This window comes from Streptomyces sp. NPDC088261, from assembly GCF_044740805.1.
Classification (GTDB): Bacteria; Actinomycetota; Actinomycetes; order Streptomycetales; family Streptomycetaceae; genus Streptomyces.
This window is the reverse complement of record NZ_JBIURL010000001.1, coordinates 62,270-88,742: the sequence shown is the minus strand read 5'-3', so window position 1 is coordinate 88,742 and position 26,473 is coordinate 62,270. Positions and strand designations below refer to the sequence as shown.

General features: G+C 71.6%; 24 protein-coding genes and 1 pseudogene. 13 read left to right on the top strand and 12 right to left on the bottom strand.

All coding sequences use genetic code 11. The features are described from left to right. Positions 1-126 precede the first annotated feature (126 nt). A pseudogene (locus ACIODU_RS00415) lies at positions 127-609 on the top strand (glycosyltransferase); the annotation flags it as partial. Between the two features lie 41 nt (positions 610-650). Here ACIODU_RS00415 and ACIODU_RS00410 read toward each other — a convergent pair. Beyond that, on the bottom strand, positions 651-2,087 hold the full coding sequence (locus ACIODU_RS00410; RefSeq protein ID WP_401762184.1) for a glutamate decarboxylase: 1,437 nt from the start codon (positions 2,085-2,087) through the stop codon (positions 651-653). Positions 2,088-2,222: 135 nt separating this feature from the next. Continuing rightward, positions 2,223-3,509 carry an ion channel protein gene (locus ACIODU_RS00405; protein ID WP_401762182.1) on the bottom strand — a complete coding sequence of 429 codons (1,287 nt, stop codon included), beginning with the start codon at positions 3,507-3,509 and terminating at the stop codon, positions 2,223-2,225. Between the two features lie 265 nt (positions 3,510-3,774). Between ACIODU_RS00405 and ACIODU_RS00400 the strand changes: the two genes are divergently transcribed. Beyond that, complete coding sequence (locus ACIODU_RS00400) at positions 3,775-4,479, top strand: VTT domain-containing protein (protein ID WP_356420558.1); 705 nt, start codon at positions 3,775-3,777, stop codon at positions 4,477-4,479. 71 nt (positions 4,480-4,550) lie between these two features. Here the strand turns inward: ACIODU_RS00400 and ACIODU_RS00395 are convergent, their stop codons facing one another. Both ACIODU_RS00395 and ACIODU_RS00390 read right to left on the bottom strand, forming a co-directional pair. Continuing rightward, entirely contained in the window at positions 4,551-6,125 is a 1,575-nt protein-coding gene (locus ACIODU_RS00395) for a threonine/serine exporter ThrE family protein (RefSeq protein ID WP_401763474.1), read from the bottom strand. 125 nt (positions 6,126-6,250) lie between these two features. Then, positions 6,251-6,748, bottom strand: coding sequence for an inorganic diphosphatase (locus tag ACIODU_RS00390; protein ID WP_161307199.1), 498 nt, complete (start codon positions 6,746-6,748; stop codon positions 6,251-6,253). 173 nt (positions 6,749-6,921) lie between these two features. Between ACIODU_RS00390 and dacB the strand changes: the two genes are divergently transcribed. From dacB to folE, 6 genes are all read left to right on the top strand, one after another. Continuing rightward, positions 6,922-8,340 (top strand): D-alanyl-D-alanine carboxypeptidase/D-alanyl-D-alanine-endopeptidase, encoded by a 1,419-nt coding sequence (gene dacB, locus ACIODU_RS00385; protein ID WP_401762177.1) that lies wholly within the window; start codon positions 6,922-6,924, stop codon positions 8,338-8,340. Between the two features lie 138 nt (positions 8,341-8,478). Further along, positions 8,479-9,609, top strand: a complete 1,131-nt coding sequence (locus ACIODU_RS00380; protein WP_356420552.1) for a zinc-dependent metalloprotease — start codon at positions 8,479-8,481, stop codon at positions 9,607-9,609. Positions 9,610-9,796: 187 nt separating this feature from the next. Further along, on the top strand, positions 9,797-10,852 hold the full coding sequence (tilS, locus tag ACIODU_RS00375) for a tRNA lysidine(34) synthetase TilS (protein WP_356420550.1): 1,056 nt from the start codon (positions 9,797-9,799) through the stop codon (positions 10,850-10,852). A 38-nt stretch (positions 10,853-10,890) separates the two neighbouring features. Beyond that, positions 10,891-11,451 (top strand): hypoxanthine phosphoribosyltransferase, encoded by a 561-nt coding sequence (hpt, locus tag ACIODU_RS00370; protein ID WP_161311206.1) that lies wholly within the window; start codon positions 10,891-10,893, stop codon positions 11,449-11,451. A gap of 183 nt (positions 11,452-11,634) precedes the next feature. After that, positions 11,635-13,671 carry an ATP-dependent zinc metalloprotease FtsH gene (gene ftsH, locus ACIODU_RS00365; protein ID WP_356420546.1) on the top strand — a complete coding sequence of 679 codons (2,037 nt, stop codon included), beginning with the start codon at positions 11,635-11,637 and terminating at the stop codon, positions 13,669-13,671. A gap of 112 nt (positions 13,672-13,783) precedes the next feature. Continuing rightward, positions 13,784-14,389 (top strand): GTP cyclohydrolase I FolE, encoded by a 606-nt coding sequence (gene folE, locus ACIODU_RS00360; RefSeq protein WP_356420543.1) that lies wholly within the window; start codon positions 13,784-13,786, stop codon positions 14,387-14,389. A gap of 60 nt (positions 14,390-14,449) precedes the next feature. On the opposite strand, the gene ACIODU_RS00355 is transcribed toward folE, so the two are convergent. From ACIODU_RS00355 to ACIODU_RS00330, 6 genes are all read right to left on the bottom strand, one after another. Beyond that, a complete protein-coding gene (locus tag ACIODU_RS00355) occupies positions 14,450-14,935 on the bottom strand; it encodes a DUF3180 domain-containing protein (RefSeq protein ID WP_356420540.1) in 486 nt (161 codons plus the stop codon). A 61-nt stretch (positions 14,936-14,996) separates the two neighbouring features. Continuing rightward, positions 14,997-15,611 (bottom strand): 2-amino-4-hydroxy-6-hydroxymethyldihydropteridine diphosphokinase, encoded by a 615-nt coding sequence (folK, locus tag ACIODU_RS00350; RefSeq protein WP_161311210.1) that lies wholly within the window; start codon positions 15,609-15,611, stop codon positions 14,997-14,999. Next, complete coding sequence (gene folB, locus ACIODU_RS00345; RefSeq protein ID WP_356420534.1) at positions 15,608-15,967, bottom strand: dihydroneopterin aldolase; 360 nt, start codon at positions 15,965-15,967, stop codon at positions 15,608-15,610. Before folB ends, folK begins: the two co-directional genes overlap by 4 nt. Before the next feature lie 146 nt (positions 15,968-16,113). Further along, entirely contained in the window at positions 16,114-16,569 is a 456-nt protein-coding gene (locus ACIODU_RS00340; protein ID WP_356420531.1) for a nuclear transport factor 2 family protein, read from the bottom strand. Beyond that, the gene (gene folP, locus ACIODU_RS00335; protein ID WP_401762170.1) at positions 16,566-17,423 is read right to left on the bottom strand and encodes a dihydropteroate synthase; all 858 of its coding nucleotides are present in this window, start codon (positions 17,421-17,423) and stop codon (positions 16,566-16,568) included. Before folP ends, ACIODU_RS00340 begins: the two co-directional genes overlap by 4 nt. Before the next feature lie 36 nt (positions 17,424-17,459). Beyond that, entirely contained in the window at positions 17,460-18,626 is a 1,167-nt protein-coding gene (locus tag ACIODU_RS00330; protein WP_356420525.1) for a betaine/proline/choline family ABC transporter ATP-binding protein, read from the bottom strand. 167 nt (positions 18,627-18,793) lie between these two features. Between ACIODU_RS00330 and ACIODU_RS00325 the strand changes: the two genes are divergently transcribed. The 4 genes from ACIODU_RS00325 (at position 18,794) to ACIODU_RS00310 (ending at position 22,795) form a co-directional block, all read left to right on the top strand. Beyond that, positions 18,794-19,588, top strand: a complete 795-nt coding sequence (locus ACIODU_RS00325) for an ABC transporter permease (protein WP_401762166.1) — start codon at positions 18,794-18,796, stop codon at positions 19,586-19,588. 2 nt (positions 19,589-19,590) lie between these two features. Then, on the top strand, positions 19,591-20,325 hold the full coding sequence (locus tag ACIODU_RS00320) for an ABC transporter permease (RefSeq protein WP_401762164.1): 735 nt from the start codon (positions 19,591-19,593) through the stop codon (positions 20,323-20,325). A 34-nt stretch (positions 20,326-20,359) separates the two neighbouring features. Next, positions 20,360-21,361 (top strand): ABC transporter substrate-binding protein, encoded by a 1,002-nt coding sequence (locus ACIODU_RS00315; protein ID WP_356420519.1) that lies wholly within the window; start codon positions 20,360-20,362, stop codon positions 21,359-21,361. A 117-nt stretch (positions 21,362-21,478) separates the two neighbouring features. Next, positions 21,479-22,795 carry a hypothetical protein gene (locus ACIODU_RS00310; RefSeq protein ID WP_401762161.1) on the top strand — a complete coding sequence of 439 codons (1,317 nt, stop codon included), beginning with the start codon at positions 21,479-21,481 and terminating at the stop codon, positions 22,793-22,795. A 31-nt stretch (positions 22,796-22,826) separates the two neighbouring features. Here the strand turns inward: ACIODU_RS00310 and ACIODU_RS00305 are convergent, their stop codons facing one another. Both ACIODU_RS00305 and ACIODU_RS00300 read right to left on the bottom strand, forming a co-directional pair. Then, positions 22,827-23,978: an NADH-quinone oxidoreductase subunit D gene (locus ACIODU_RS00305; protein ID WP_401762158.1), complete on the bottom strand. Its 1,152-nt coding sequence runs from the start codon at positions 23,976-23,978 to the stop codon at positions 22,827-22,829. Between the two features lie 47 nt (positions 23,979-24,025). Beyond that, positions 24,026-24,997, bottom strand: a complete 972-nt coding sequence (locus ACIODU_RS00300) for an SAM-dependent methyltransferase (RefSeq protein ID WP_401763471.1) — start codon at positions 24,995-24,997, stop codon at positions 24,026-24,028. A gap of 210 nt (positions 24,998-25,207) precedes the next feature. Between ACIODU_RS00300 and ACIODU_RS00295 the strand changes: the two genes are divergently transcribed. Continuing rightward, on the top strand, positions 25,208-26,407 hold the full coding sequence (locus tag ACIODU_RS00295) for a sensor histidine kinase (RefSeq protein WP_401762156.1): 1,200 nt from the start codon (positions 25,208-25,210) through the stop codon (positions 26,405-26,407). Positions 26,408-26,473: the final 66 nt, after the last annotated feature.

Sequence of the window (26,473 nt, the reverse complement as noted above, 5' to 3'; positions counted from 1 at the left end):
TGGCGGGGAAAGCCTCGATCTCGGCACGGAGCTCGCGCGCGGTGACGGCGGTCCGGAAGGCGTCGCCGGTCAGGGAGTTCCTGACGCTCGCCTACCACATCGACCGTCTTACAGGGCGCCGATTCACCGATCGAAGCAATCGAAGCTCTCGCCTCAACTTGTCAGCCGCACCTCTTGACCGTGATCGGCAATGGGATACTGCGGGAGCACCTGGAACAGCGGGCTGTCGAACTGGGGATCCGGGATCGGGTTCGTTTTGATCCCTTCCTGCCCCGTTCCGAACTGTGGCGCCGCCTGCCGAACTTCGACGCCTTCGTCTTCACGACCCGAGGTCTGGAGGCTTTCGGACTCGTCCTCGTAGAGGCCCAGGCCCACGGACTTCCGGTTGCCTACTCCGACCTTCCCGGTGTGAGGGAAATCCTCGGGGGTGCCGGCGCTCCCTACCTCCCGGGCGACCCGCTCTCGCTGGCTATGACACTGGATGAGATGGGCCGGGACCTCGACCTGCGCAAGGCCCTGACCAAAGCGGCCCTCGGCAACGCGCGCCGATACGACATCGCTTCCACCGGCCGTCGGCTTAGCGAATTGACGCTCCGCGTAGCCTCCTGACTCCGTACGACCCGTCGTCGCCGGGCCCGTGCCGGCGGGGCTCAGTGGTGGAACGACGTCGCCGCCGTCTTGTCGCGGGCCAGGGGGTGGTCCTGGGCGCGGAGTTCGGGGAGCAGTTTTTGCAGGTCGTCGATGAGGAGTTCGGCGAGGTCCGCCGAGAAGCCGTTGCGGCAGACGACGCGCAGGACGTCCAGGTCCTCGCGGTTGGCGGGGAAGGTGTACGCGGGCACCAGCCAGCCGCGTTCGCGCAGGCGGCGCGACACGTCGAAGACGTCGAAGTTCGTCACGCCGGGGGCCGTCGTGAAGGCGAAGACCGGCAGTTCGTCCCCCCGGGTGAGCAGCCGGAACTCCGCCATCGCGCCGATCCGCGCGGACAGGCGCGTGGCGATGTCCCGCGCCGTCTGCTGGACGGCCCGGTAGCCGTCCCAGCCCAGGCGCAGGAACGTGTAGTACTGCGCGACCACCTGCGCGCCCGGCCGGGAGAAGTTCAGCGCGAAGGTGGGCATCTCGCCGCCCAGGTAGTTCACCCGGAACACCAGCTCCTCGGGCAGCTCGGCGGGTGAGCGCCACAGCGCCCACCCCACCCCCGGGTAGACCAGGCCGTACTTGTGCCCCGAGGTGTTGATGGACGAGACGCGCGGCAGCCGGAAGTCCCAGACGAGGTCTTCGTCGAGGAAGGGCGCGACCATCGCGCCCGACGCGCCGTCGACGTGGACGGGGACGTCAAAGCCGGTGCGTTCCTGGAGGCTGTCCAGGGCGGCGCACAGCTCGGCGACCGGTTCGTAGCTCCCGTCGAAGGTCGAGCCGAGGACGGCGACCACGCCGATGGTGTTCTCGTCGCAGAGGTCGGCGGCGGCCTGCGGGTCGAGGTGGAAACGGTCGCCCTCCATCGGCACCTGTCGCATCTCCACCTCCCAGAAGTTGCAGAACTTCTCCCAGCAGACCTGGACGTTGATGCCCATGACCAGGTTCGGCCGGGCCGTCGCCGGGTAGCGCGCGGCGTTGCGGGTGGCCCAGCGGCGCTTGAGCGCCAGCCCCGCGAGCATGCAGGCCTCGCTCGACCCGGTGGTGGAACAGCCGACGGCGGTCACCGGGTCGGGGGCGTTCCAGAGGTCGGCGAGCATCGCCACACAGCGCCGTTCCAGCTCGGCGGTACGGGGGTACTCGTCCTTGTCGATCATGTTCTTGTCCCGGCACTCACCCATCAGGATCCCCGCCTGGGGCTCCATCCAGGTGGTGACGAAGGTGGCGAGGTTGAGCCGGGAGTTGCCGTCGAGAAGCAGCTCGTCATGGACCAGCTGGTACGCCGTCGAGGGGGGCATCGGACCGTCGGCCAGCCGGTGCAGCGGCGGCGCGGACGTCATGTCGCCGACCGGATCCGCCGCCCCGTAGAAGGGGTTGAGCGACAGCCTGCGCATCTCGGCGGAGTGCTCGTCCGACCCGTCGTGCGACGGAGGGGCTCCTCGGTGGAGTGACACGGCGTGGTCTCCTCGGCGTGGGAAGGCCCCCCTCGGGGAGGATACGGAGGATCGGCGCGGGCCGCCCGGCGGAACGTACGAACGGGGCAGTACAGGCGTACGGGGCGGTTGTCCGTACGGTTGCCCGTGCGAACCTCACCGCAGCGCCGTCCCGTCCTCCCGCACCTGCATCTGCGGACGGCCGGTGACGAGCAGCCAGGCCGGGAGCAGCGCCACGCACAGCAGCGGGAGCAGGTTCGGGTCGGCGGCCAGCACCGCCGCCGTGAACAGGCTGAGCCACCCCTGCCGGGTGACCGCGAGCAGCATCCCCAGCACCGCGCAGACCACCCCGACCGTGGTGTCCACGCCCGGCACCAGGGCGTGGGCGCAGAGCCCGAGGGACACCCCCGCGAAGAGCGCGGGGAAGATCCGGCCGCCCCGGAAACCGCACGCGGCGGCCACGAGCACCGCCGCCAGCTTCACCACCGCCATCAGCGCGAACCGCCCGGCCGACCAGCCGTCGGGATCGGCGGCCAGGGTCTTCACCTCGTCCAGCCCCTTGAAGAGCGTCAGGCGGCCGCCCAGGGCCCCCAGAAGGCCCAGCAGCAGCCCACCCACCGTCAGGGCCAGGACGGGGCGCCGGAGGCGCTGGAAGGCCGTGTGGGCGTACGGGAAGGCGTAGACCATCACCAGGCCCAGCCCCGCCGCGACCGGTGTGATCACCAGTGCGGCCAGCGCGTCGCTCCAGTGGGTGCCGGAGTGGTCCGGCAGATCGAGGTCGAACGTCGGATGGTCGATGAGTACGGTCATCAGCCCGCCGGCCCCCGCCGCGATCAGCGGACCGAACAGCTTGTCCCACAGCGAGCCGGGGCCGGGACGCGAGGCCAGCGTCTCGGAGAGGACGAGCGCGGCGGCCACCGGCGTACCGAACAGTGCCCCGATCGTGCCGGCCGCGCCCAGCGAGATCCACAGCGGCGCGGGCGCCTTCGGCGCCACCTTGCGGCCGAGCCAGTACGTCAGCGCGATGTTCGCCGCCGTGATGGGGTTCTCCGGGCCGAGGCTCACCCCGCCCGCCAGCGCCAGCACGGTCACGACCAGCAGCCCGGGCACCACCCCGGCCGGCATCGGCTTGTCGACCAGTCCGGTGGTGGCCGGGTCGGGGCCCGCGTGCCCGTACACCTGCCGTACGACGATCCCCACCGCCAGCCCGGTCGCCGTGAGCATCACGATCATCCAGAGCGAGGAGTAGCGGCCGACCCCGAGCGCGTCGGGGAGGCTCTTCCACAGGACGTCCTTGAGCCGGTCCGCGAGCCCGCTCACCCCCAGCAGCACGAGGCTGGCGAGCACGCCGGTCACCAGCGAGGGGACGACCAGCGGCAGCAGCGTGCGCGCGGAGGGCGCGGGCGCCGGCGCGGTGCCGGTCGGCGGAGCGTCGGGGGCCACGCGGCCACCGTACGGGGGCGGACGTCGCGTACCCGCGCAGACGTCCCGTACCCCCGTAAAAGAGGGCAGGGCGGGCGGAAGGAGCCGCCGGCCGGGACAGGGGGCACGGAGGGCCGTTCCCAGCGACGTTCGCCCCCCTGTGACCGGGGCGGATCTCATGGGGGCGGGTGGAACCAGGGAGCACGGGTAGGCGTTGATAGCTTGTGCGCGGCCGACCACGCCGATTCGACGATCGACCGACCAACGACACAGGAGTCCGGAACCCGTGACCACCCTTGCGCTCGGACCCAGCTGGCTGGACCCGGACTATCTGATCGGGACCTTCGGACTGATCGGTGTCCTCGCCATCGTCTTCGCCGAGTCCGGCCTCCTCATCGGCTTCTTCCTGCCGGGGGACTCGCTGCTCTTCACCACCGGCCTGCTGGTCACGGCGGGCACGCTCGACCACCCGCTGTGGCTCGTCTGCGTGCTGGTGGTGCTGGCGGCCATCATCGGGGACCAGGTCGGGTATCTCTTCGGCCGCAAGGTCGGGCCCTCGCTGTTCAAGCGCCCGGACTCCCGCCTCTTCAAGCAGGAGAACGTCGAGAAGGCGCACGAATTCTTCGAGAAGTACGGTCCCAAGTCGCTGGTCCTGGCCCGCTTCGTACCGGTCGTCAGGACGTTCACGCCGATCATCGCCGGTGTGAGCCGGATGAACTACCGCTCGTTCATCACGTACAACATCATCGGCGGCACGCTCTGGGGAGCGGGTGTCACGCTGCTCGGCGCCGCGCTCGGCAAGGTCGACTTCGTGCACCAGCACATCGAGACGATTCTGATCGCGATCGTGCTGATCTCGGTGCTGCCGATCGCGATCGAGTTCCTGCGGGCGCGCTCCAAGTCCAAGAAGGAGGGCGGCTCCACGGCCGGCCGTCCCGTCCCGGACACCGCGCCGGAGACCGGCGGCCGCGGCCGCCACGCGAAGCGCTGACCGCCTGACCGCCGCGTGACGCCTGACCGCCGCCTGACCGCCTGACGCCCGGCCGGCGGCGCTCGTCGGGATCAGAAGCCGCGCGTCCGCTTGGCCGCGCGGCGGCCGGACGCCCGGCCCGCTCCCGGCACCTTGAGGAACAGCCGGGAGATCTCCCCGCCGAGGTTCACCCCGATCGCGATCGCCAGCGCCAGCGCCGCCGCCTTCGACAGGGACGCCAGCCCGTGGTCCACGTCGTTCTGGGCGAGGCCCAGCAGCCCGAAGTACGTGGCGGAGCCGGGCAGCAGCGGACCGATCGCCGCCGTCACGTACGGCAGCGCGGACGCGAAGCGGTAGCGCGAGAAGAGCTGCCCGAAGAGCCCCACCAGACCCGCCGCCACGGCCGTCGCCGCCACCGGCGAGATGCCCCCGGTGTGGTGCATCGCCGCGTACACCGCCCACGCCACCCCGCCGTTGACGGACACCATCAGCACGGTGGAACGTTCCTGCTGGAGCAGGATCGCGAAGGCGAAGCTCAGCACGACGGCCGAGAGGATCTGTACGACCGGCCGCTCGGGGGTGGTCAGCGCCGCGTCCGGGTTCAGCTGCGCGTCGAGCTGCACCCCCAGGTAGAGCACGAGCAGCACACCGATGATGATCGCGACGAAGAAGTACATGACCTCCAGCAGGCGCGCGGCCGCGGTGATGTAATACCCCGTCAGCCCGTCCTGCACCCCGGCCACCAGCGCCCGCCCCGGCAGCAGCGCGAACAGACCACCCGTGATGACGGCCGACGGCCGGCCGTCCCAGTGCACGGCCGACCCCAGCAGGGTCAGCGCCACCCCCATCGCGGCCGGCGGCATCGCCGCCACCACGAACTGGTAGAACTCCGGCAGCCCGCGCCCCGCCGCCAGCCACGCCAGCCGGTCGCCGAGCATCGCCCCGAGCGCCGCCGCGACGAACACCGCGGGACCACCGCCGACCAGCACCGACGCGGCCCCCGCCAGCAGCCCGCTCGCCAGCGTCAGCGCCCAGCCCGGGTACGGGTGGCGGTTGCGCCGTATCACCGCCAGCCGCCGGTACGCGTCCTCCAGCGTGACGTCCGTGTCCTCGGCCGTGATGTCGTCCACGAGCGTGAAGACCGCCGCGAGCCGCGTGTAGTCCGTCCCCCGGCGCCGAACGGTCCGACTGGCCGTCACCGGGTCCTCCACCAGCGACGGCTGGTAGGAGATCGACAGCTGGGTGAAGGTGACCGTCGGCTCGCAGCGGGCCAGTCCGTACGCGCGGCTGACCGCGAACATCGCCGTCTCCACGTCCTCCGCGCCCTCGCCGCCCGCGAGCAGCAGCTCACCGATACGCAGCGTCAGGTCCAGGACCCGGGGGACGGCGGGGCCCGCGTCGTCGTGCCGCTGCACGGTCTCCGGTACGGGCCGTTCGCCGACCGGCATCCTCAGGAGGGTGCGCATCCGGTCCTGCCAGGGCGCCTCTTTCGTCAACCGGACGAGGGGCGTGCCCTCCGCGGGGGTGAGGGCCTGGGAGGGCAGTCCCGCCTGGGACGGCAGACCGTACGCGCGCGGCCTGTCCACCCCGAGGGGTGGGGCGAAGGCACTGCGCGCCTCGTCCGAAGGAGGCTTGCGGTCCTCGGGACCGTCCGACTCGGCCACCACTGTCTGCTTCCCGCTCTCTTCCACGTCGTCCTGCGTTCCTGTAGTCCCCCGCCCCCCTTACACACGGATGGGCGGCACACCCCCGGAGGGATGCGCCGCCCGTACGGCCGTACACGGTCAGGCGGTCAGTGGTGCGCGCCGCCCTGCGCCTCAAGACGCTTGTACGAGGCCTCGATCTCGGCCTCCGCCTCGGCGCGGCCCACCCAGTCGGCGCCCTCGACGGACTTGCCGGGCTCCAGGTCCTTGTAGACCTCGAAGAAGTGCTGGATCTCCAGGCGGTCGAACTCGGACACGTGGTGGATGTCGCGCAGGTGCTCCACCCGCGGGTCCGACGCCGGGACGCACAGCAGCTTGTCGTCGCCGCCCGCCTCGTCGGTCATCCGGAACATGCCGATCGCGCGGCACTTGATGAGGCAGCCGGGGAAGGTCGGGTCGTCCAGGATGACGAGCGCGTCCAGGGGATCGCCGTCCTCGCCCAGGGTGTTCTCGACGAAGCCGTAGTCGGCCGGGTAGCTGGTCGAGGTGAAGAGACGACGGTCAAGGCGGATCCGACCGGTCTCGTGGTCCACCTCGTACTTGTTCCGCGAACCCTTAGGGATCTCGATGGTGACGTCGAACTCCACGGGTGCTCCTCCATGATCAACACATGCGTACGGTGAGGTTGCGGCCTCACGGAGAAGCACCCCGTGCCGCAGCCGGACGGGCCGCCGTTGGCCGGGGTGCCGTGCTCGTGGCAAGGCGCAGTGATTAAGTGTCCCCCACGCAGGTGTGTGTTCGCGAAAGGGGCTGGTCAGGCGTGCTTGAGCCGAAAGTGTGGCAGCTCACGGCGGGTTCGGTCGCCGTCGGCCTGGTGCTCGCCGCCGGTGCCGTCTCGCTCGCGGGCCCGTGGGACTCCGGCCAGCGTAAGGCCGAGCGGCGCTGGGCCGCCGCCCAGGACCGGACAGGTGGCGCGGATCACGGCCCGCCGGCCGCCCACGGCCCCGCCCGGGAGCCCGCCCCCGCCCCCAGCGCCCCGGCGGTCCTCGCCGCGCTCGGCGGCGCGGCCCCGGCCGCCGCCCGGCTGCCCGCCGGCCTCGCCCAGAAGCTCGGGAAGAAGCTCGGGCCGCTCCTGGACGACCCCGCGCTCGGCACGGTCCGTACGGCGGACGTCATCGACGTCGCCACCGGCCGGCGGCTGTACGGCAAGGGCCCCGACACCCCGATGGTCCCCGCCTCCACCGTGAAGATCGCCACCATGGTCGCCGCCCTCTCCGCGCTCGGCCCCGAACACCGCATCCCCACCACCGTCGTGGCCGGCCGCGACGCGCGGAAGCTGACCCTCGTCGGCGGCGGCGACGCCTCCCTCGACACCCGGCGGCTCTGCGCCCTCGCCGACGACACCGCCCGCGCGCTCGGCGACCGGGGGATCACCGCCGTCGAGATCGGCTACGACGCCTCCCTCTACTCGGGCCCCCGCGAACACCCCATCGGCCCCAACGACAACATCGCCCCCGTCGTCGCCCTGATGGCCGACGAGGGCCGCCTGGACCACTCCACCAGCGGACCCGCGCCCCGCAGCGGCGACCCGGCCGGCGACGCCGCCGACGTCTTCGCCGGGCTGCTGCGCGACCGGGGCGTCAGGATCACCGCCACCCCCCGGCCCGAGCGGGCCCCCAAGGACGCGAAACCCCTGGCCAGGACGTACTCCGCGCCCCTGTCCGCGCTGGTCGAGCGCACCCTGACCGAGAGCGACAACGACCTCGCCGAGTCCCTGGCCCGGCAGACCGCGCTCGCCGAGGACGAACCGGCCAGCTTCGCGGGCGCCGGACGGGCCGTCACCGAACAGATCGAGGAGCTGGAACTGCCCCTCGGCCACGCGCGGTTCACCGACGGCAGCGGACTGAGCCGCGAGGACCGGGTCGGCGCCTCCCTGCTGACCGCCCTGCTGGCCCGGGCCGCCGACCCCGACCACCCGGAGCTGCGCCCCGTCCTGACCGGACTGCCGGTCGCGGGATTCAGCGGCACCCTGCGGGGGCGGTACGGGGACGACGTACCGGCCAGGGGACTCGTTCGGGCGAAGACCGGCACGCTCACCGGCGTGAACGCCCTCGCGGGCACCGTCGTGGACGCCGGGGGACGCCTCCTGGCCTTCGCCTTCCTGGCCGGCGCGACCCCCGCGCCCGACCCCGCCCAGACGGCGCTGGACCGGCTCTCCGCCGCCCTCGGCCGCCGCTGAGGCCGCCGGAAGGCCGCCGGAAGGACGCCGGACGGCCCCCGGACGGTCCCGTACATGCCCCGCCGTCCCCCGGCCGCTCCGCCGGACGGCCCCCGTCGTCCCCTGACGGCTCCGCCGCCGACCACGTACGGTTGACGCATGACGAGCATCGGTGGTGCAGAGATGGTCGACTGGAACCTCGCGGTCGCGACCGCGATCCGCCTGGCGCGGCCCGGGCCGGACGTGACGCGGGACGAGGCGCGCGAGATCGTCGCCGAGCTGCGGCGGCACGCCAAGGCCTCCGAGGAGCACGTCCGGGGGTACACCCGGATGATCCCCGAGGGGCACGAGCCCGCCGACACCCCCGTGCTGGTCGTGGACCGGGCCGGGTGGGTGCGGGCCAACGTCGCCGGGTTCCGCGAGCTGCTCAAGCCGCTGTTCGAGAAGATGCAGGAACGGCGCTCCGGCAGCCCCGGCTCCGCCGTCTTCGGCGCGGTCGGCGGCAAGGTGACCGGCGTCGAGCTGGGCATGTTGCTGTCGTTCATGTCGTCCCGCGTCCTCGGCCAGTACGAGACGTTCGCCCCGCCCACCCGCGACCTGCCGTCGGGCGCCGACGGCGGCGGCCGGCTGCTGCTCGTCGCCCCCAACATCGTCCACGTCGAGCGGGAACTGGACGTCGACCCGCACGACTTCCGCCTCTGGGTGGCCCTCCACGAGGAGACGCACCGCACGCAGTTCACCGGCGTGCCCTGGCTCCGCGACCACCTCCAGGGCGAGATCCAGTCCTTCCTCGCCGAGACCGACGTCGACCCCATGACCGTCGTGGAACGGCTCCGCGAGGCGGCCCAGTCGCTCACGGGCAGCCGTCCCGAGGGCGAGGAGAGCGACAGCGGCCGCAGCATCGTCGAACTGGTCCAGACGCCGGGGCAGCGCGAGGTCCTGAGCCGGCTCACCGCCGTGATGTCCCTGCTCGAAGGCCACGCGGACTACGTGATGGACGGCGTCGGACCGCAGGTCGTGCCGTCCGTGGCCGAGATCCGCGAGAAGTTCCAGCAGCGCAGGGCCAGCGGCGCCAGCCGGCTCGACCAGGCACTCCGCAAGCTGCTGGGGCTCGACGCCAAGCTGCGCCAGTACCGGGACGGGGAGCGGTTCGTGCGCGCCGTGGTCGACGAGGTCGGCATGGACGGCTTCAACCGCGTCTGGACCTCGCCGAACACCCTGCCCACCAAGGCCGAGATCGCCAAGCCCGCGGACTGGGTGGCGAGGGTGCACCGTAAGACAGATTCCTGACCCGGATCCCGCCGACGGCAGAAGTACGCCTCAGTAATCACCCGTCCGAGGGACCGTGAGCCAGGGGTAGGCGTGCCATGCTCGGGTAATGGCTCGGATCTGTCACCATCTACGCACTCTGCGTGACGGTCTCCGGCCGGTCTCCGACCGAGGCACCCCCCGAAAAACATCACGAAGGGCACCGGACATGGGTCCCCATCCTGCGGTCGCGGCGATACGCCTGGCGGTCCGCCGCGTACTCCACGACGTACTGCACGACGTCCTCACCGAGCGGCCCGAGGCGTCCCGCGTCACCACCCCCCACCGCACCTCGACGCTCCTCGCCGACGACCGCCCGCTCGTCCTCGTCGCCTGCTCCGGCGGCGCCGACTCCATGGCGCTCGCCTCGGCCCTCGCCTTCGAGGCCCCCAAACTCTCCGTCCGCGCCGGCGCCGTCACCGTCGACCACGGCCTCCAGGACGGCTCGGACCTCCGCGCCGCCGAGGTCGTGGCCCGCCTGGGCGGCATGCGGCTCGACCCCGTCGAGTCCGTCGCCGTGACCGTCGGCCGCGACGGCGGCCCCGAGGCCGCCGCCCGCGACGCCCGGTACGCGGCGCTGGACGCCGCCGCGGAGCGCCACGGCGCCGCCGCCGTCCTCCTCGGCCACACCCGCGACGACCAGGCGGAGACCGTGCTGCTGGGCCTCGCCCGCGGCTCCGGCACCCGCTCGCTCTCCGGTATGGCGGCCGTCTCGGGGGCGGCCGGCCGCTACCGCCGCCCGTTCCTCCAGGTCGACCGCCAGACCGCCCGCAAGGCCTGCCTGGTGCAGTCGATCCCCGTCTGGGACGACCCCCACAACACCGACCCCGCCTACACCCGCTCCCGGCTGCGCCACGAAGGGCTGCCCGCCCTGGAGAAGGCGCTCGGCAAGGGCGTGGTGGAGGCCCTGGCCCGTACGGCACGGCTCTCCCGCGACGACGCCGACGCCCTGGACGCCTGGGCGGCCGACGCGGAGCGTTCCGTACGGGACGCCTCGGGCCAGCTGGAGTGCGCGAAGCTGTACGGGCTGCCGCCCGCCGTCCGCCGCCGGGTGCTGCGTACGGCGGTCATCGCCGCGGGCGCCCCGGCCGGTTCGCTGTTCGCCCGGCACATCGAGGAGGTCGACCGCCTGATCACGGGCTGGCGCGGCCAGGGAGCCATCAACCTGCCCGGCCGCGTGGAGGCCACGAGGCAGGGTGGCAGACTGGTCATCCGGCAGGGCTGAAGCGCTGGTCTCCTGGCGACCTGGCGACGACGAAAGTGATGCGGGTGGACGACAAGGACTTGGGCACCGATCTTCAATCGGTACTCATCACCAAGGAAGAGATCGACGGGAAGCTGGCCGAACTGGCCGGGAAGATCGACGCGGAGTACGCGGGCAAGGATCTGCTTCTCGTCGGGGTGCTCAAGGGCGCCGTGATGGTGATGGCGGATCTGGCGCGAGCTCTGTCCACCCCCGTGACGATGGACTGGATGGCCGTCTCCTCGTACGGGGCGGGCACGCAGTCCTCCGGCGTGGTCAGGATCCTCAAGGACCTGGACACCGACATCAAGGGCAGGCACGTCCTGATCGTCGAGGACATCATCGACTCGGGGCTGACCCTGTCGTGGCTGCTGTCCAACCTCGGCTCCAGGGAGCCGGCCTCGCTGGAGGTCGTCACCCTGCTCCGTAAGCCGGATGCCGCAAAGGTCGCGATCGACGTGAAGTGGATCGGATTCGACATTCCGAATGAGTTCGTCGTCGGATACGGCCTGGATTACAACGAGAAGTACCGCAACATGCCTTTTGTCGGCACGCTCGCACCGCACGTGTACGGCGGCTGAACCGTTCGGCCCCGGACGGGAACCCCGGCCCCCCTCCCGCCGTTGGAGCATGGGAAGGCCGGTTTGTCAGCCGTCCCGTGCGGTCGCGGGTGACAATGCTGGGGTACCGTCCGAAGAACAGTCTTTTCTCACAGCGGCATTTACCTACGGGCAGGAGGGACGGAGCGTTCTCGCTCCGTATGGATGGACGTGAAGCGATACTTCCGTGGGCCGGTCATGTGGATCGTGCTGGCCGTCCTCGCCGTGGTCGTGTTGATGCAGGTCGTCGGCTCGTCGGGCGGCTATAAGACAGTGGACACCGGCCAGGTGATCCAGGCGATCAACAAGAACCAGGTCCAGCAGGTCAAACTGACGACCGGCGACGATCAGATCATCAAGGCCGAGCTCAAGTCCGGCGTGAAGGTCAAGGACAGCAGCAAGATCCAGGCGAGCTACATCGGCAGCCAGGGCTCGACTCTGGCCAAGACGCTTCAGGCGAAGTTCGACAGCGGCGACATCAAGAAGGGCTACACGGTCTCGCCGTCGAAGCAGAGCCCGTTCCTCTCGGTGCTGTTCTCGCTGCTGCCCTTCGTGCTGATCGTCGTGGTCTTCCTGTTCCTGATGAATTCCATGCAGGGCGGCGGCTCCCGCGTCATGCAGTTCGGGAAGTCCAAGGCCAAGCTCATCACCAAGGACACCCCGAAGACGACGTTCGCCGACGTGGCGGGGTCCGACGAGGCCGTCGAGGAGCTCCACGAGATCAAAGAGTTCCTCCAGGAGCCGGCGAAGTTCCAGGCCGTCGGCGCCAAGATCCCGAAGGGTGTGCTGCTGTACGGCCCGCCCGGTACGGGCAAGACGCTGCTCGCCCGCGCGGTCGCGGGGGAGGCCGGGGTCCCGTTTTACTCGATCTCCGGCTCCGACTTCGTCGAGATGTTCGTCGGCGTCGGCGCGTCCCGCGTGCGTGACCTCTTCGAGCAGGCCAAGGCGAACGCCCCGGCGATCGTCTTCGTCGACGAGATCGACGCCGTCGGCCGGCACCGCGGCGCGGGTCTCGGCGGTGGCCACGACGAGCGCGAGCAGACGCTGAACCAGCTGCTCGTGGAGATGGACGGCTTCGACGTGAAGGGCGGCGTGATCCTGATCGCCGCCACGAACCGGCCCGACATCCTCGACCCGGCGCTGCTGCGCCCGGGCCGCTTCGACCGGCAGATCGCCGTCGACCGCCCCGACATGCTGGGCCGTCTGGAGATCCTCAAGGTCCACCAGAAGGGCAAGCCGGTCGCCCCGGACGTCGACCTGGGCGCGGTCGCCCGTCGTACGCCCGGCTTCACCGGCGCCGACCTGGCGAACGTGCTGAACGAAGCCGCGCTGCTCACCGCGCGCGGCGACAAGAAGCTCGTGGACAACCACGCGCTGGACGAGGCGATCGACCGTGTGGTGGCGGGCCCGCAGAAGCGGACCCGGATCATGTCCGAGAAGGAAAAGAAGATCACCGCGTACCACGAGGGCGGACACGCCCTGGTCGCCGCGGCGTCTCCGAACTCCGACCCGGTGCACAAGATCACCATCCTGTCCCGCGGCCGGGCCCTGGGGTACACCATGGTCCTGCCCGACGAGGACAAGTACTCCACCACGCGCAACGAGATGCTCGACCAGCTCGCGTACATGATGGGCGGGCGCGCCGCCGAGGAACTGGTCTTCCACGACCCGACCACGGGCGCCGCGAACGACATCGAGAAGGCCTCGGCGACCGCCAGGGCCATGGTGACCCAGTACGGCATGACCGAGCGGCTCGGCGCCATCAAGTTCGGCGGCGACAACACCGAGCCCTTCCTCGGCCGTGAGATGGGCCACCAGCGCGACTACTCGGAAGAGGTCGCGGCGCTGGTCGACGAAGAGGTCAAGAAGCTCATCGAGACCGCGCACAACGAGGCCTGGGAGATCCTGGTCGAGAACCGCGACGTTCTCGACAACCTGGTCCTCGCGCTCCTGGAGAAGGAGACGCTGAACAAGGAGCAGATCGCCGAGATCTTCTCCACCATCGTTCGGCGCCCCGCCCGCCCGGCGTGGACCGGCTCCTCGCGTCGTACGCCTTCGACGCGTCCGCCGGTGCTCTCCCCCAAGGAGCTGGCGCTCACCAACGGCGCGATCGGCGCCAACGGTTCGAACGGTGGCCTGCCCTCCGCGACGACCGGTGAGACCCCGACCGAAGCGATCCCCGAGGACCGCCCGGAGAGCTGATCCCGGACCGTCGCGAGGCCCGGAATGCATGCCGCGTCCCCCAGGTTTTAGCCTGTGGGGGCGCGGCATTCGTTTGCCCGCCCACAGGACGGCACAGGAACGAGGCACATACATGACCGACCCGGTGACTCTGGACGGGGAGAGCCCCCTCCGCGAGTTCGACGAGAAGCGGGTGGAGAATGCGGTGCGGGAGCTGCTGTTCGCCATCGGTGAGGACCCGGACCGCGACGGTCTGCGGGCGACCCCGGAACGGGTGGCCCGCGCGTACAAGGAGATATACGCGGGCCTGTGGCAGACGCCCGAGGACGTGCTGACGACGACGTTCGACCTGGGGCACGACGAGATGGTCCTGGTGAAGGACATCGAGGTCATGAGTTCCTGTGAGCACCACCTGGTGCCGTTCGTCGGGGTGGCCCACGTCGGCTACATCCCGTCCGCCGACGGCAAGATCACCGGACTGTCCAAGCTGGCCCGGCTGGTGGACGTCTACGCGCGCCGCCCGCAGGTCCAGGAGCGGCTGACCACGCAGGTCGCCGACTCCCTGATGGAGATCCTGGATCCCCGGGGAGTGATCGTGGTCATCGAGTGCGAGCACATGTGCATGACCATGCGCGGGGTACGGAAGCCGGGCGCGAAGACGATCACGTCGGCGGTCCGGGGCCAGATGCGGGTGCCGGCGACGCGTGCGGAGGCCATGAGCCTGATCATGGCCCGGTGATCACGGCCCGGTGAATCGCCGAGGATGTCCAGGCCAGGACGTACGGGCCAGGCGTACGGGTCAGGCGCGCGTCGCGGTCGGGTGGTCGTCGTCGTGGTCCTCCGGGAGCTTGCAGACGCGCTCCAGGAAGAAGGCCGCGACGATCACCGCGAGGCCGGCCACGACGGCGAAGCCCGCGTAGATCGCCTGGTCGCGGCGGGCGGGGACGTCCAGCTTGGTCAGCAGGAAGACGCCCACGCCGCCGTACATCCCCGAGACGAGGGCCACGACGAGCGCGCTGGCCTGGCCGAAGACCAGGGCGCGGGCCGCCATCAGCGGGTCGACGCCCTTCGCTCCCGGCCGCCGCTCGCGCTGGGCCCGCAGCCGCGAGCGCAGCGACAGCGCCGTCGCCGCGAGGACCACGGCGATCACCGCGAGCACGATGGGCGCCGCGAGCGGCACGCCCGGCAGGCTGCCGAGGGAGTCCCAGAGGCGGGCGGCGCCCCAGGAGAGCACGCCGGCCACCACGAACAGGCCGGCGAGCACCTTGATCCGCAACTGCTGCACCGAGAGAGCCGCCCTTCGCCTTGCCGTCCTCAGCCGTACCGGAATCCGTTGAGCCTAACGACTAATCGGGCAGGCGGAGTTCCAGGTCGGCGCGGGCCTGTATGCCGTCCGTCCCGACATAGGCCAGCAGGTCGGCGACGGCCCCGAGGCCCGGGACCTTCGCCTCCGGCTCGACGTCGTGCCACGGGGCGAGGACGAAGGCGCGCTGGTGGGCGCGGGGGTGGGGCAGGGTGAGCAGCGGATCGTCCTGGACGACGTCCGCGTACGCCAGGATGTCCACGTCGATCGTCCGGGGGCCCCAGCGCTCCAGCCGTACCCGGTCGAAGGCCTCCTCGATGGCCTGGCCGCGCTCCAGCAGGGACGACGGGGGCAAGGTCGTCTTCACCACGACCACCGCGTTCAGATACGTGGGCTGGGAGTCGGCGTCGACGCCCCACGGCTGGGTCTCGTACACCGGCGACACGGCCTTGACGCGCAGGCCCGGAGTGTCCTCCAGGGCGTCGATGGCCCCCTGGAGCGTCTCCAGCCGGTTTCCCAGGTTCGAGCCGAGGGCGACCACCGCCCGTTTGGGGTTGGACAGCGTGACGTCGGCGGCATCGACCTGGGCGACGACCGAGGCGGGTACCGGCTGGACGGTCGGGTCGCTCTGCGGCCCGTTCGCGTAGGGGGCGGTCATAGTCGGCTCCGGATGATGGTGATGGTCACATCGTCGAAGGGCACGGTGATCGGTGCGTCGGGTTTGTGCACCACCACCTCGACCTCCTGGACGCCGTCGTGTTTGAGGCACCGCTGGGCGATGCGCTCCGCGAGTGTCTCGATCAGATCGACCGGGTCCCCCTGGACGATCTCCACGACCTCCTCGGCCACGACTCCGTAGTGCACGGTCCTGGTGAGGTCGTCGTCCGCCGCCGCGGCCCGCGTGTCCAGGCCCAGCACCACGTCCACGACGAAGGTCTGTCCTTCCTCGCGCTCCCTGGGGAAGACGCCATGGTGCCCGCGGGCCTTGAGGCCGCGCAGCGCGACACGATCCACGCGAATCACTCCTGCTGTTGTCGGTCGTCGGGACGTACCGGCCACGGGTGGGCGCCGGGGTGCCCTTATTCGAATCTACCTTCGGGCACCGACAGTGCTCTCCCACGGGGCCCGGGGACCCCCACCCGCAAGAGGCCCCTACCCACTCAGGCGGACGGCTCCTCCTCTTCTTCCTCGTCGGTTTCGGTCAGCACGGGAGAACCGTGGTGCGACCACACCCTCCACCCCTCCGGCGTGCGGCGGAACACGTTGGTCGCCACGACCAGCTGCCCGACGAGCGGCCCCAGCTCGCCGCTCTCCTCGGCGGGGCCGCCGCTGAGGATGTTCTCGGTGCAGGTCACGAGGGCGGTGTCGGCGGCGACGGAGACGGCGACGTCGGTGAGGAAGAACTGGATGTACTCGGTGTTCGCCATGATCAGGGCGTACGAGCGCAGCACCTCGGCGCGGCCGGAGAGCACGGGCCAGCCGGGGTGGACGCAGGAGATGCCGTCCTCGTCCTCCAGCCACAGCGCGGTCAGCGCGTCGAGATCCCCCCGCTCCATGGCCTCGTAGAAGGTGGTGTTCGCCTGCTCGACCTCTTCGACGTCCGTACGGGCGGTCATGCGGCGTCCTCGACGGCGCGCGCCACGCGGACCGCGTCCGCCGTGGCCCGTACCTCGTGGACCCGGACCGCCCAGGCGCCCTGGTGCGCGGCGATCGCGGAGATCGCGGCGGTGGCCGCGTCCCGCTCGCGGGCCGGCGGCGGGGCGCCCTCGGTGGCCAGGACGTGCCCCAGGAAGCGTTTGCGGGACGCGGCGATGAGGAGGGGGCGGCCCAGGGCGCGCAGCTCGGCCTGGTGCGCGACCAGCGCGAGGTCGTGCTCGGCCCGCTTGGCGAAGCCGAGGCCGGGGTCGATGACGATCCGCTCCGGGGCGATCCCGCCCGCGATCACCGCGTCCATCCGGTCGCGGAGTTCCGTGACGACCTCGGCGACGACGTCCCCGTACACCGCGAGGCGGTTCATCTCCTGGCTGAAGCCGCGCCAGTGCATCACCACGAAGGGCACCGCGGCGGCGGCGACGACGGGCACCATGTCCGGGTCGCCCAGGCCGCCGCTCACGTCGTTGACCAGGGCGGCCCCGGCCTCGACCGCCCGCGCGGCGACCGACGCGCGCATCGTGTCCACGGAGACCGTGACGCCCTCCGAGGCGAGTCCGCGCACGACGGGGACGACCCGCCGCAGCTCCTCGTCCTCGTCGACCCGGGTGGCCCCGGGGCGGGTCGACTCGCCGCCGACGTCGACCAGGTCGGCGCCCGCGGCGACCAGGTCGAGGCCGCGCTTGACGGCGGCGGTGGTGTCGAACCAGCGGCCTCCGTCGGAGAAGGAGTCGGGCGTCACATTGACGACCCCCATGACCGCACAGCGGTCCCACTGCGGCAGTCCCTCGACCGCGCCTCGCCCGCGCAACGTACTCATACCCGACACCCTAGGGGGTGTCGGTCGGGAGAGGCCTCAGCCGATCTTGCTGATCGTTTCCAGTTCGACGGCGGTACGGGGGACGGCGTGCGCGTCCGCGTCGATCGAGCGGCGCAGCGCCTCGTGGAGCCGGGCGGGGGTCAGGACGCCCAGGAAGCGGCCCGTCCCCTCCTTGTCGATCACCGCGATCCACCCCGCGTCGTGCTGGAGCATCGTGGAGAACGCCTGCTTGAGCGACGCGCCGACGGGCAGCCACGCCTCCATGCGGCGCGCGTGTCGCCGTACGGTCCCCTCCGCGCCGGTCTGCTCGGAGGAGATCCAGCCGTGCAGGTTGTCATCGCTGTCCAGGACGACCGCCCAGCGCGCGCCCTCCTTCTCCAGCTTCGCGGCGGCGCTCCTCAGCGGGTCGTCGAGGTGCACGACGGGCGGCTGTTCCAGGTCGCCCTCCTCGATCGGGGTCACGGAGAGCCGCTTGAGACCGCGGTCCGCGCCGACGAAGTCCGCGACGTACGGGGTGGCGGGTGTGCCGAGCACCGCGGCCGGGGCGTCGAACTGCTCGATCCTGCCCTGTCCGTAGACGGCGATACGGTCTCCGAGCCGTACCGCCTCCTCGATGTCGTGCGTGACGAACAGCACGGTCTTGCGGACCGCCGCCTGGAGCCGGAGGAACTCGCTCTGGAGGTGGTCGCGCACCACCGGGTCGACCGCGCCGAACGGCTCGTCCATCAGCAGGACCGGCGGGTCGGCGGCGAGCGCGCGGGCCACGCCGACGCGCTGGCGCTGGCCGCCGGAGAGCTGCTCCGGGTACCGGTCGCCGTACACGGACGGGTCGAGACCCACCAGGTCGAGGAGTTCTGCGGCGCGGGCCCGGCCCTTGTCGCGCTTCCAGCCGAGGAGGTGCGGGACGGTCGCGGTGTTCTCCAGCACGGTCTTGTGCGGGAACAGCCCGACCTGCTGGATCACATATCCGATACGCCGCCTGAGCTGGACCGGGTCGATGGCGGAGATGTCGTCCCCGTCGAGGAATATCCGCCCCTCGGAGGGCTCGATCAGCCGGTTGACCATCTTCATGGTCGTGGTCTTGCCGCAGCCCGACGGCCCGACGAGCGTGACCAGCTCGCCCTCGGAGACCTCGAAGGAGAGGTCGTCGACGGCGGTGGTGCCGTCCGGGTACCGCTTGGTGACGTTCTCGAATCGGATCATGATTCCCCATTGTGCGGCGTCTTATGTGAAGGCCATGTTGCTGGAATGTGGCGGATTTCCGCGAATGTCAGTGGTCGGGGATAGTCTCGCCGGACACACAGACGACACATACGTTCGGACACCACGTCGGACACATAGGTACGGGAAGAGGGGGGAGGCGGGGACGGATGAGCGCACAAGGATGCCTGGCGGCGAACGACTGGATCTGCGGGGAGTATCTCCGCTCCCGTAGCCAAGAGCTGACCGACGCGACGGTCCAGCACATCTGGATCACGGCCGTGTCGGTCGCCATCGGGCTGCTCGTGGCGTTCCCGCTGGCGCTGCTCGCGCGGAGCAGGCCGGCGTTCGCCGGGCCCGTGCTGGGACTGACGACGCTGCTGTACACGATCCCCTCGCTGGCGATGTTCTCGCTGCTGCTGCCGTTCTTCGGGCTCTCCGCCGGACTCGTGATCACCGGCCTGGTGCTGTACTCGCTGACGATCCTCGTACGGAACATCATGGCGGGGCTGGACTCGGTGCCCGAGGAGGCCAGGGAAGCGGCCCGCGGGCTCGGCTACGGCCCCGGGCGGCTGCTCTGGGAGGTCGAGCTGCCGCTCGCCCTCCCCGCCCTGATGGCCGGGCTGCGCATCGCGACGGTCTCGACGGTGGCGCTCACGACGGTCGGCTCGATCGTCGGCAAGGGCGGCCTCGGGAACCTGATCACGGACGCGCTGAACAGCTTCTTCAAGGCGCAGGTGCTCGCCGCGTCCGTCCTCTGCGTGCTGCTCGCGGTCGTCGCCGACCTGCTGCTCCTCGGGGTGCAGCGGATGCTGACGCCCTGGACCCGGGCGGGCACGGGGCGCGGCTCGCGTGGGCCGCGCCTCCTGCGCCGTACGAAGACGGAGTCCACGTCCACGTCCGCGTCCACGTCCACGGACGGCGACCGCGCGACGGCCGACGATCCCGCGAAGGCGGTGGGCTGACCATGGGAGTTCTGGGAGACGCCTGGACCTGGCTGACGACCGGCGCCAACTGGTCGGGCACCAGCGGGGTCTGGAACCGGCTCGGGGAGCATGTGTACGTCAGCGGGGTCGCCCTCGTCCTGGCCTGCCTCGTCGCCCTGCCCGTCGCGCTGTACCTGGGCCACCTCGGCAAGGGCGGCGCGCTCGCGATCAACATCTCGAACGTGGGCCGGGCCGTCCCCGTGTTCGCCGTGCTCGCCCTCTTCATGGTCTCGCCGCTGCGCAACTCCGGCTATGTGCCCACGATCATCGCCCTGGTGCTCTTCGCCGTGCCGCCGCTGCTGACCAACGCGTACGTCGGCATGCGCGAGGTGGACCGCGCGGTGGTGGAGGCGGCCCGGGGGATGGGCATGTCGGGCCGCCAGGTCTTCGTACGGGTCGAACTGCCCCTCGCGTACCCGCTGATCATGACCGGGCTGCGGTCCGCCGCCGTCCAGGTGGTGGCCACGGCCACCATCGCGGCGATGGTCGGCCAGGGCGGGCTCGGGCGGATCATCACGGCCGGCTTCAACACGTACAACACCCCGCAGGTGGTCGCGGGCGCGCTGCTCGTGGCGCTGCTCGCCCTGCTGGTCGAGGGCGCGCTGCTGCTGCTCGACCGGCTGATCGACCCCGGCAGGCGCAGCGCCTCCGCGCGCTCGCGCCCCTCACAGACGTCCGGTGCCACTGATGCCGCCGGGTCCCCCACGACCGCGTGACCACGACTTCTGTTCTTTTTGGATGGTGAATCTCATGAGCAAGATCTCGCGCATCGCGGGTGCGGTCCTCGGAGCCTCGGTGCTGACCGTCTCGCTCGCCGCGTGCGGCGGCGACAGCCTGGAGAAGGGCAAGAGCGACGCGGGCAGTTCCACGGGCACCGACGCGGGCTCCGGCACCGGCTCCGGCAAGAAGGGCTCCCTCGTCATCGGCGCGGCGGCCTTCACGGAGTCCAAGGTGCTGGCGCAGCTGTACGCGCAGATCCTCGGCGACGCCGGGTACGCGACGTCGGTCACCACGGTGAACAACCGTGAGCTGTACGAACCGTCCCTGGAGAAGGGCGAGATCGACGTCGTACCGGAATACGCGGCGACGATCACGGAATTCCTCAACGCCAAGGTGAACGGCGCGAAGAAGGCCGAGGCGAACCCGCTCGCGTCCAGCGACGCCGCCGCGACCGTGGCCGAGCTGAAGAAGCTCGCCGAGCCGCGCGGACTGAAGGTGCTGGAGGTCGGTGAGGCCGTCGACCAGAATGCCTTCGCCGTCACCAAGGAATTCGCCGAGAAGAACAACCTCAAGACGCTTTCCGATCTCGGCAAGTCGAAGATCAAGGTGAAGATCGCGGCGGGTGACGAGTGCGAGGTGCGCCCGTTCTGCGCGCCGGGCCTCAAGAAGACCTACGGCATCGACGTCGCGGGCATCGACCCCAAGGGTGTCGGTACGCCGCAGTCCAAGCAGGCCGTCAAGGACGGAGTGGACCAGGTCGTGCTGAGTTCCACCACCGACGGCACGCTCGACAGCTTCGGACTGGTGGTGCTGGAGGACGACAAGAAGCTCCAGAACGCGGACAACCTGCTTCCGGTCGTCAATGCCAAGGACGCCGGAACGCCCGAGGTGGCGGCGGCCCTGAACAAGCTGACGGCCGCTCTGACCACCAGCGATCTCGCCGCGTTGAACCTGAAGGTCGACGCCGAGAGGGCCAAGCCGGAGGACGTGGCGAAGGAGTACCTGGAGTCGAAGGGCCTTCTTACGAAGTAGCGCCGGGCGGTGAATGGCGGGGCGGGAAAGCCGAATCGGCGGCGGATCGGCAACGGGCCGGGAAAGATTGTCCGACGCGCACCCCATCCGGTCTCCACGCACGGTAAATTTCAGGCCATGCCACGTGGACGCCACCGCCATTCCCCACCTCTCCACAAGCTTCTTCCGCCGTTGGCGGTCGCCGGAGCCGCGGTCCTCTGCGCGGCGGGAGCCTGGCTCCTCGCGGATCCGGCGGCGCTGCGCGGTCTGGTCGCCGTCACGGCCGTGGCGGCGCTCACCGGCGCGGTGTTCATGCGCAGTTGGGACGAGAGCGCAGGCCGCCGGGTCGCGGATCTGACGCGTGCGCGGGAGAGCGACCAGTGGAAGACCGAGGAGCGGATAGCCGAGCTGGAGGCGGACGTCGAGGAATCGCGCGAACTGCGCGTCAAGCTCGATGCCAAACTCCGTACGAAGCGGATCGAGTTGGCGGGCCTGCGGGGTGAACACGCGGCGCTGCTGCGGCGGTACGCCACCGCGGAGACCGAGCGCGCCACCGCGCTGGAGGGCCGGCGACAGCTCGCCCTGGAGGCGGCCGTCGAGCCCAAGGCGCTCCCGGCGGCGGGCGGTTCGCCCACCGCGTCGGTCTATCTGCGGGCGGCGCAGGCGCTCGACCACCTGATCAAGGCCGCCGAGGACCGGCGGGCGCTCCCGGCGGCGGACGGCGGGTCCGGGGCCGACAGCACGAAGGACGGCGCGAAGGACTCCGCGGCGGACGAAGCCGTCGCGGACGCCGGGGGGCCGGCGAAGGAGCCCGCGGGCACCGGCGGCGCGCAGGCCGACGGCGGGGCGCGTGACGACGCCCCGGCGGAGGACACCACCGCAGACGCCGGCACCACCGCCGACGCGGCCGACGACGCCGAGGGCGTGGACGCGTCCGTGTTCGGCGGCGCGGGCAGCGGCCGCGGTACGGCGGAGCAGCACACCCGCCCGCCCGCGGCGCTCGCCAAGCGGGTGCCGGGCGCGTCCGCGATCGTGCCGTACTCCGCGCAGCGCCGCCCCGCGCGGCGGCCGGGCAGCGGCTTCGACTTCTTCGGTACGCAGGCCGGCGCCCACCCCAAGGGCGAGGACGCGGGTGGCCCGCAGCCGTCCCCGCGCGGCGGCGGCAGGAGCGCGGGCGGCCCGGTGGAACCGGCGGACCAGGACGACCCCGCGCCTGCCCCGCTGTCCGGGGACACCCCCGTCGAGCGCGAGGATCTCGCGGACGTCGTGGGCGAGGAGGCGCTCGCCGAGCGGCGGCGCTCCGAGGACCCGGCGGTCGGCGCGGTCATCGACCTGAACGAGCCGGACCGCCCCGACGACGGCGACGGCGCGGACGGCGACACCGAGAAGGAAGCCGCCGGGAAGGACGCCGCCGAGCGCCTGGAGGTGGGGGGCGCGCGCCGCGCCACCGGGTGAGGGCGCCCGTGCCGTACCCGTACCCGCGGCCCTACTTGTCGATGTCGCCCACGACGAAGAACAGCGACCCCAGGATCGCCACCATGTCCGCGACCTGCGTCCCGGGCAGCAGCTCGGTCAGCGCCTGGATGTTGTTGAACGACGCCGAGCGCAGCTTCAAGCGGTAGGGAGTCTTCTCGCCCTTCGACACCAGGTAGTAGCCGTTGATGCCGAGCGGGTTCTCGGTCCAGGCGTACGTCTGCCCCTCCGGCGCCTTCAGCACCTTGGGCAGCCGCTGGTTGATCGGCCCGGGAGGCAGCTCCCCGAGCCGGTCCAGGCAGGCGTCCGCCAGGTCCAGCGCGTTGTGCGTCTGCTCCAGCAGGCACTCGAACCGCGCCAGGCAGTCCCCGGCCTCGCGGGTCACGACGGTGAGCGTGTCCTGGAGTTCGCCGTACGCCAGGTACGGCTCGTCCCTGCGCAGGTCGAAGTCGACGCCCGAGGCGCGGGCGATCGGCCCGGACACGCCGTACGCGTGCACCACCTCGCGCGACAGCACGCCGATCCCGCGCGTACGGCCCCGGAAGATCTCGTTGCCGAGGACCAGCCCGTCGTACACGTCCATCCGGGAGCGGACCTCGGCGATCGCGTGGCGCGCGCGGCCCTGCCAGCCGGCCGGGAGGTCTTCTTTGAGGCCGCCGACCCGGTTGAACATGTAGTGCATCCGGCCGCCGGAGACCTCCTCCATCACGGCCTGTATGACCTCCCGCTCACGGAAGGCGTGGAACACCGGGGTGATCCCGCCCAGTTCCAGGGGGTACGAGCCGAGGAACATCAGGTGGTTGAGCACCCGGTTCAGCTCGGCCAGCAGCGTCCTGGTCCACACCGCGCGCTCGGGGACCTCCATGCCGAGCATCCGCTCGACGGCCATCACGACGCCCAGTTCGTTGGAGAACGCCGAGAGCCAGTCGTGGCGGTTGGCGAGCATCACGATCTGCCGGTAGTCGCGCGCCTCGAAAAGCTTCTCCGCGCCCCGGTGCATGTATCCGATGACGGGCTCCGCCTCGCGGATCACCTCGCCGTCGAGCACCAGGCGGAGCCGGAGCACACCGTGCGTCGAAGGGTGCTGGGGGCCGATGTTGAGCACCATGTCGGTGCTCTCCGCCGCGCCGCCGATGCCGACCGTCGTCCGCGTGGTCTCCGTCATGGACGACAGTCTCTCAGAGGCCGGGAGCCGGACTTCCCGAGGTCGTGTCAGAGGCCCGTGTCGTCAGAGCCGGGAGCCCCGGCGGCGGGGAGGGCGCCGCCGGTGAGGCCGCCCTCGACGCCCACCGGCTGGGCCAGCCAGCCGAAGTCGCCGAGCCCGCCCCGCGCCGTCAGCTCCGCCGCCTCCCCGGCCGCCGCCAGCGCTCGTACGTACGCGGCGGGCTCCGCGGCCGCCAGGGACAGCGGCGGGCGCGCCCCGCTCACCCCCAGGCGGCCCAGCGCCGTGCGCTGGTCGGTCAGCTCCGCGCCCGGCAACGCGCAGGCGTCCAGCGCCACATGGGCGGTCAGGTCACAGCTCCCGTCCGGTACGGGTGCCGTCTCCCGGCCCTCCCGGAAACCGGTCAGCGTCCCGAAGGGCGGCCTGGCGTCCCGTACATGCGCGTAGTCGACCGCGACCGCGAGCCCGCGCTCCAGCGTGGCGACGGCCGCCGCCCAGGCCTCGTCGCGGGGGCGGCCGATCTCCGCGCGGGTGCCGGGCCCGGCCGGCGGCCACCAGCGCGCCAGCCACCGCGCGTCCGCGCCCCCGACCGGCGCGCCCCGCTCCTCCGTACCGTCGGGGCGCACGAGCACGTACCGCACCACCCCGTCCGGATCCGTCTCGGCGACGTCCACCGGGACGTTGTCCAGCCATTCGTTCGCGAACAGCAGCCCGCGGACCCCGGCCGGGGGCTCCGCGCACCACTCCACGCGCGGGTCGAGCCCCGCCGGCCGGGGGGCGCGCTCCACGGCGTACGGATGCACGATCAGGGCGTCCGGGACCGCCGCGAGCACACCGGTCAGCAACTCACCACGCCCCGCGCCCACGTCGACGAACGCCACCTCGTCCGTCCCGAGCGCCCGGGCGGTGGCGGCCAGCAGCCGGGCGACGGCGGCCGCGAAGAGCGGGGAGGCATGCACCGACGTGCGGAAATGCCCGGCCGGGCCCTCCGGTCGCAGGTAGAAGCCCCCCGGTCCGTACAGCGCGCGCTCCGCCGCCGCCCGCCACCCCTCGGCCCGCGGGCCGTCCGAGCGGCCGGCCGGGGGCTCGTCCGGGCGGACGCGCGCCCCCCGGTCCTTCCCGTCGTCATCCGTCACGGCGTCAAGTCTCCACCTTGGGGAGTACGCTTCCGCCGACCGGATCGACCCTCCGGTTGACCCCTCCGCCTTCTCCGCCTCCCTACGCTGGATAACGTGCAGCGCTTCTACGACTTCCTCCGCAGACACCCCACGGGCGTCGACACCTTCTTGGCTGTCATGCTCCTCGGGGTGTCTTTGCTGTGGGCGGTCACCGCGGTGAACGGGGTCGGGCCACGGCTCCGGGCCATCGGCATCGTCGTACTGCTCAGCCTGGTGGTCGCGCTGCGCCGCCGGGCCCCGGCCAGGATGCTGCTGCTCGTCGTCGCGCTGGGCGTGCTCCAGCTCGCGCTGGACGTCTCCGTCAATCCCGGCGACTTCGCGATGCTGGTCATCATCTACACCGTGGCCGCCGAGGGCGGTCCGCGCTGGGCCTCCCGGCTCGCCCTGGTCGGCGGGCTGTTCGCGGCTCCGCTCTCGCAGGTGCGCTGGCCGGTGGACGAGGCGAGCACCTTCGGCCGGGTCTTTGCGGGTGTCGTGATGACCGTGCCGTTCGTCCTCGCCTGGGTGCTGGGCGACTCCCTCCGGACCCGCCGCGCCTACTTCGACCAGCTGGAGGAGCGCGCCACCCGGCTGGAGAAGGAGCGCGAGGCGCAGGCCAAGGTGGCGGTCGCCGCCGAGCGGGCCAGGATCGCCCGGGAGCTGCACGACGTCGTGGCGCACAACGTGTCCGTGATGGTCGTGCAGGCCGACGGCGCCGCGTATGTCCTGGACGCCGCCCCCGACCAGGCCAAACAGGCCCTGGAGACCATTTCGAGCACCGGCCGCCAGGCCCTCGCCGAGATGCGCAGGCTGCTCGGTGTCCTGCGGACCGGGGACACGCGGGAGGGCGGGGAGTACGTGCCCCAGCCCGACGTCGATCAGATCGAGGACCTGGTCGAGCAGGTGCGCCGGGCCGGCCTCACCGTGGACTTCAAGATCGAGGGCACCGCGCGTCCGCTGCCCAGCGGGGTCGAGCTGACCGCGTACCGGATCGTGCAGGAAGCCCTCACCAACAGCCGCAAGCACGGCGGACCCGACGTGGGGGCGAGCGTGCGGCTGGTCTACTTCGACGACGGACTGGGCCTGCTCGTCGAGGACGACGGCCGGGGCGCCGCCCACGAGCTGTACGTGGACGGCGGCGCGGACGGCCACGGCCACGGCCTCATCGGGATGCGGGAGCGGGTCGGGATGGTCGGCGGCACGCTGGACGCCGGGCCTCGCCCGGGCGGCGGCTTCCGGATCAGCGCGCTGCTCCCGCTGAAACCGGCACACTGACGTGCCCCGCGCATGAACCCCGCACGCCCGAGCCCCGACCCCATGAAGCCCGACACCATGAAAAGG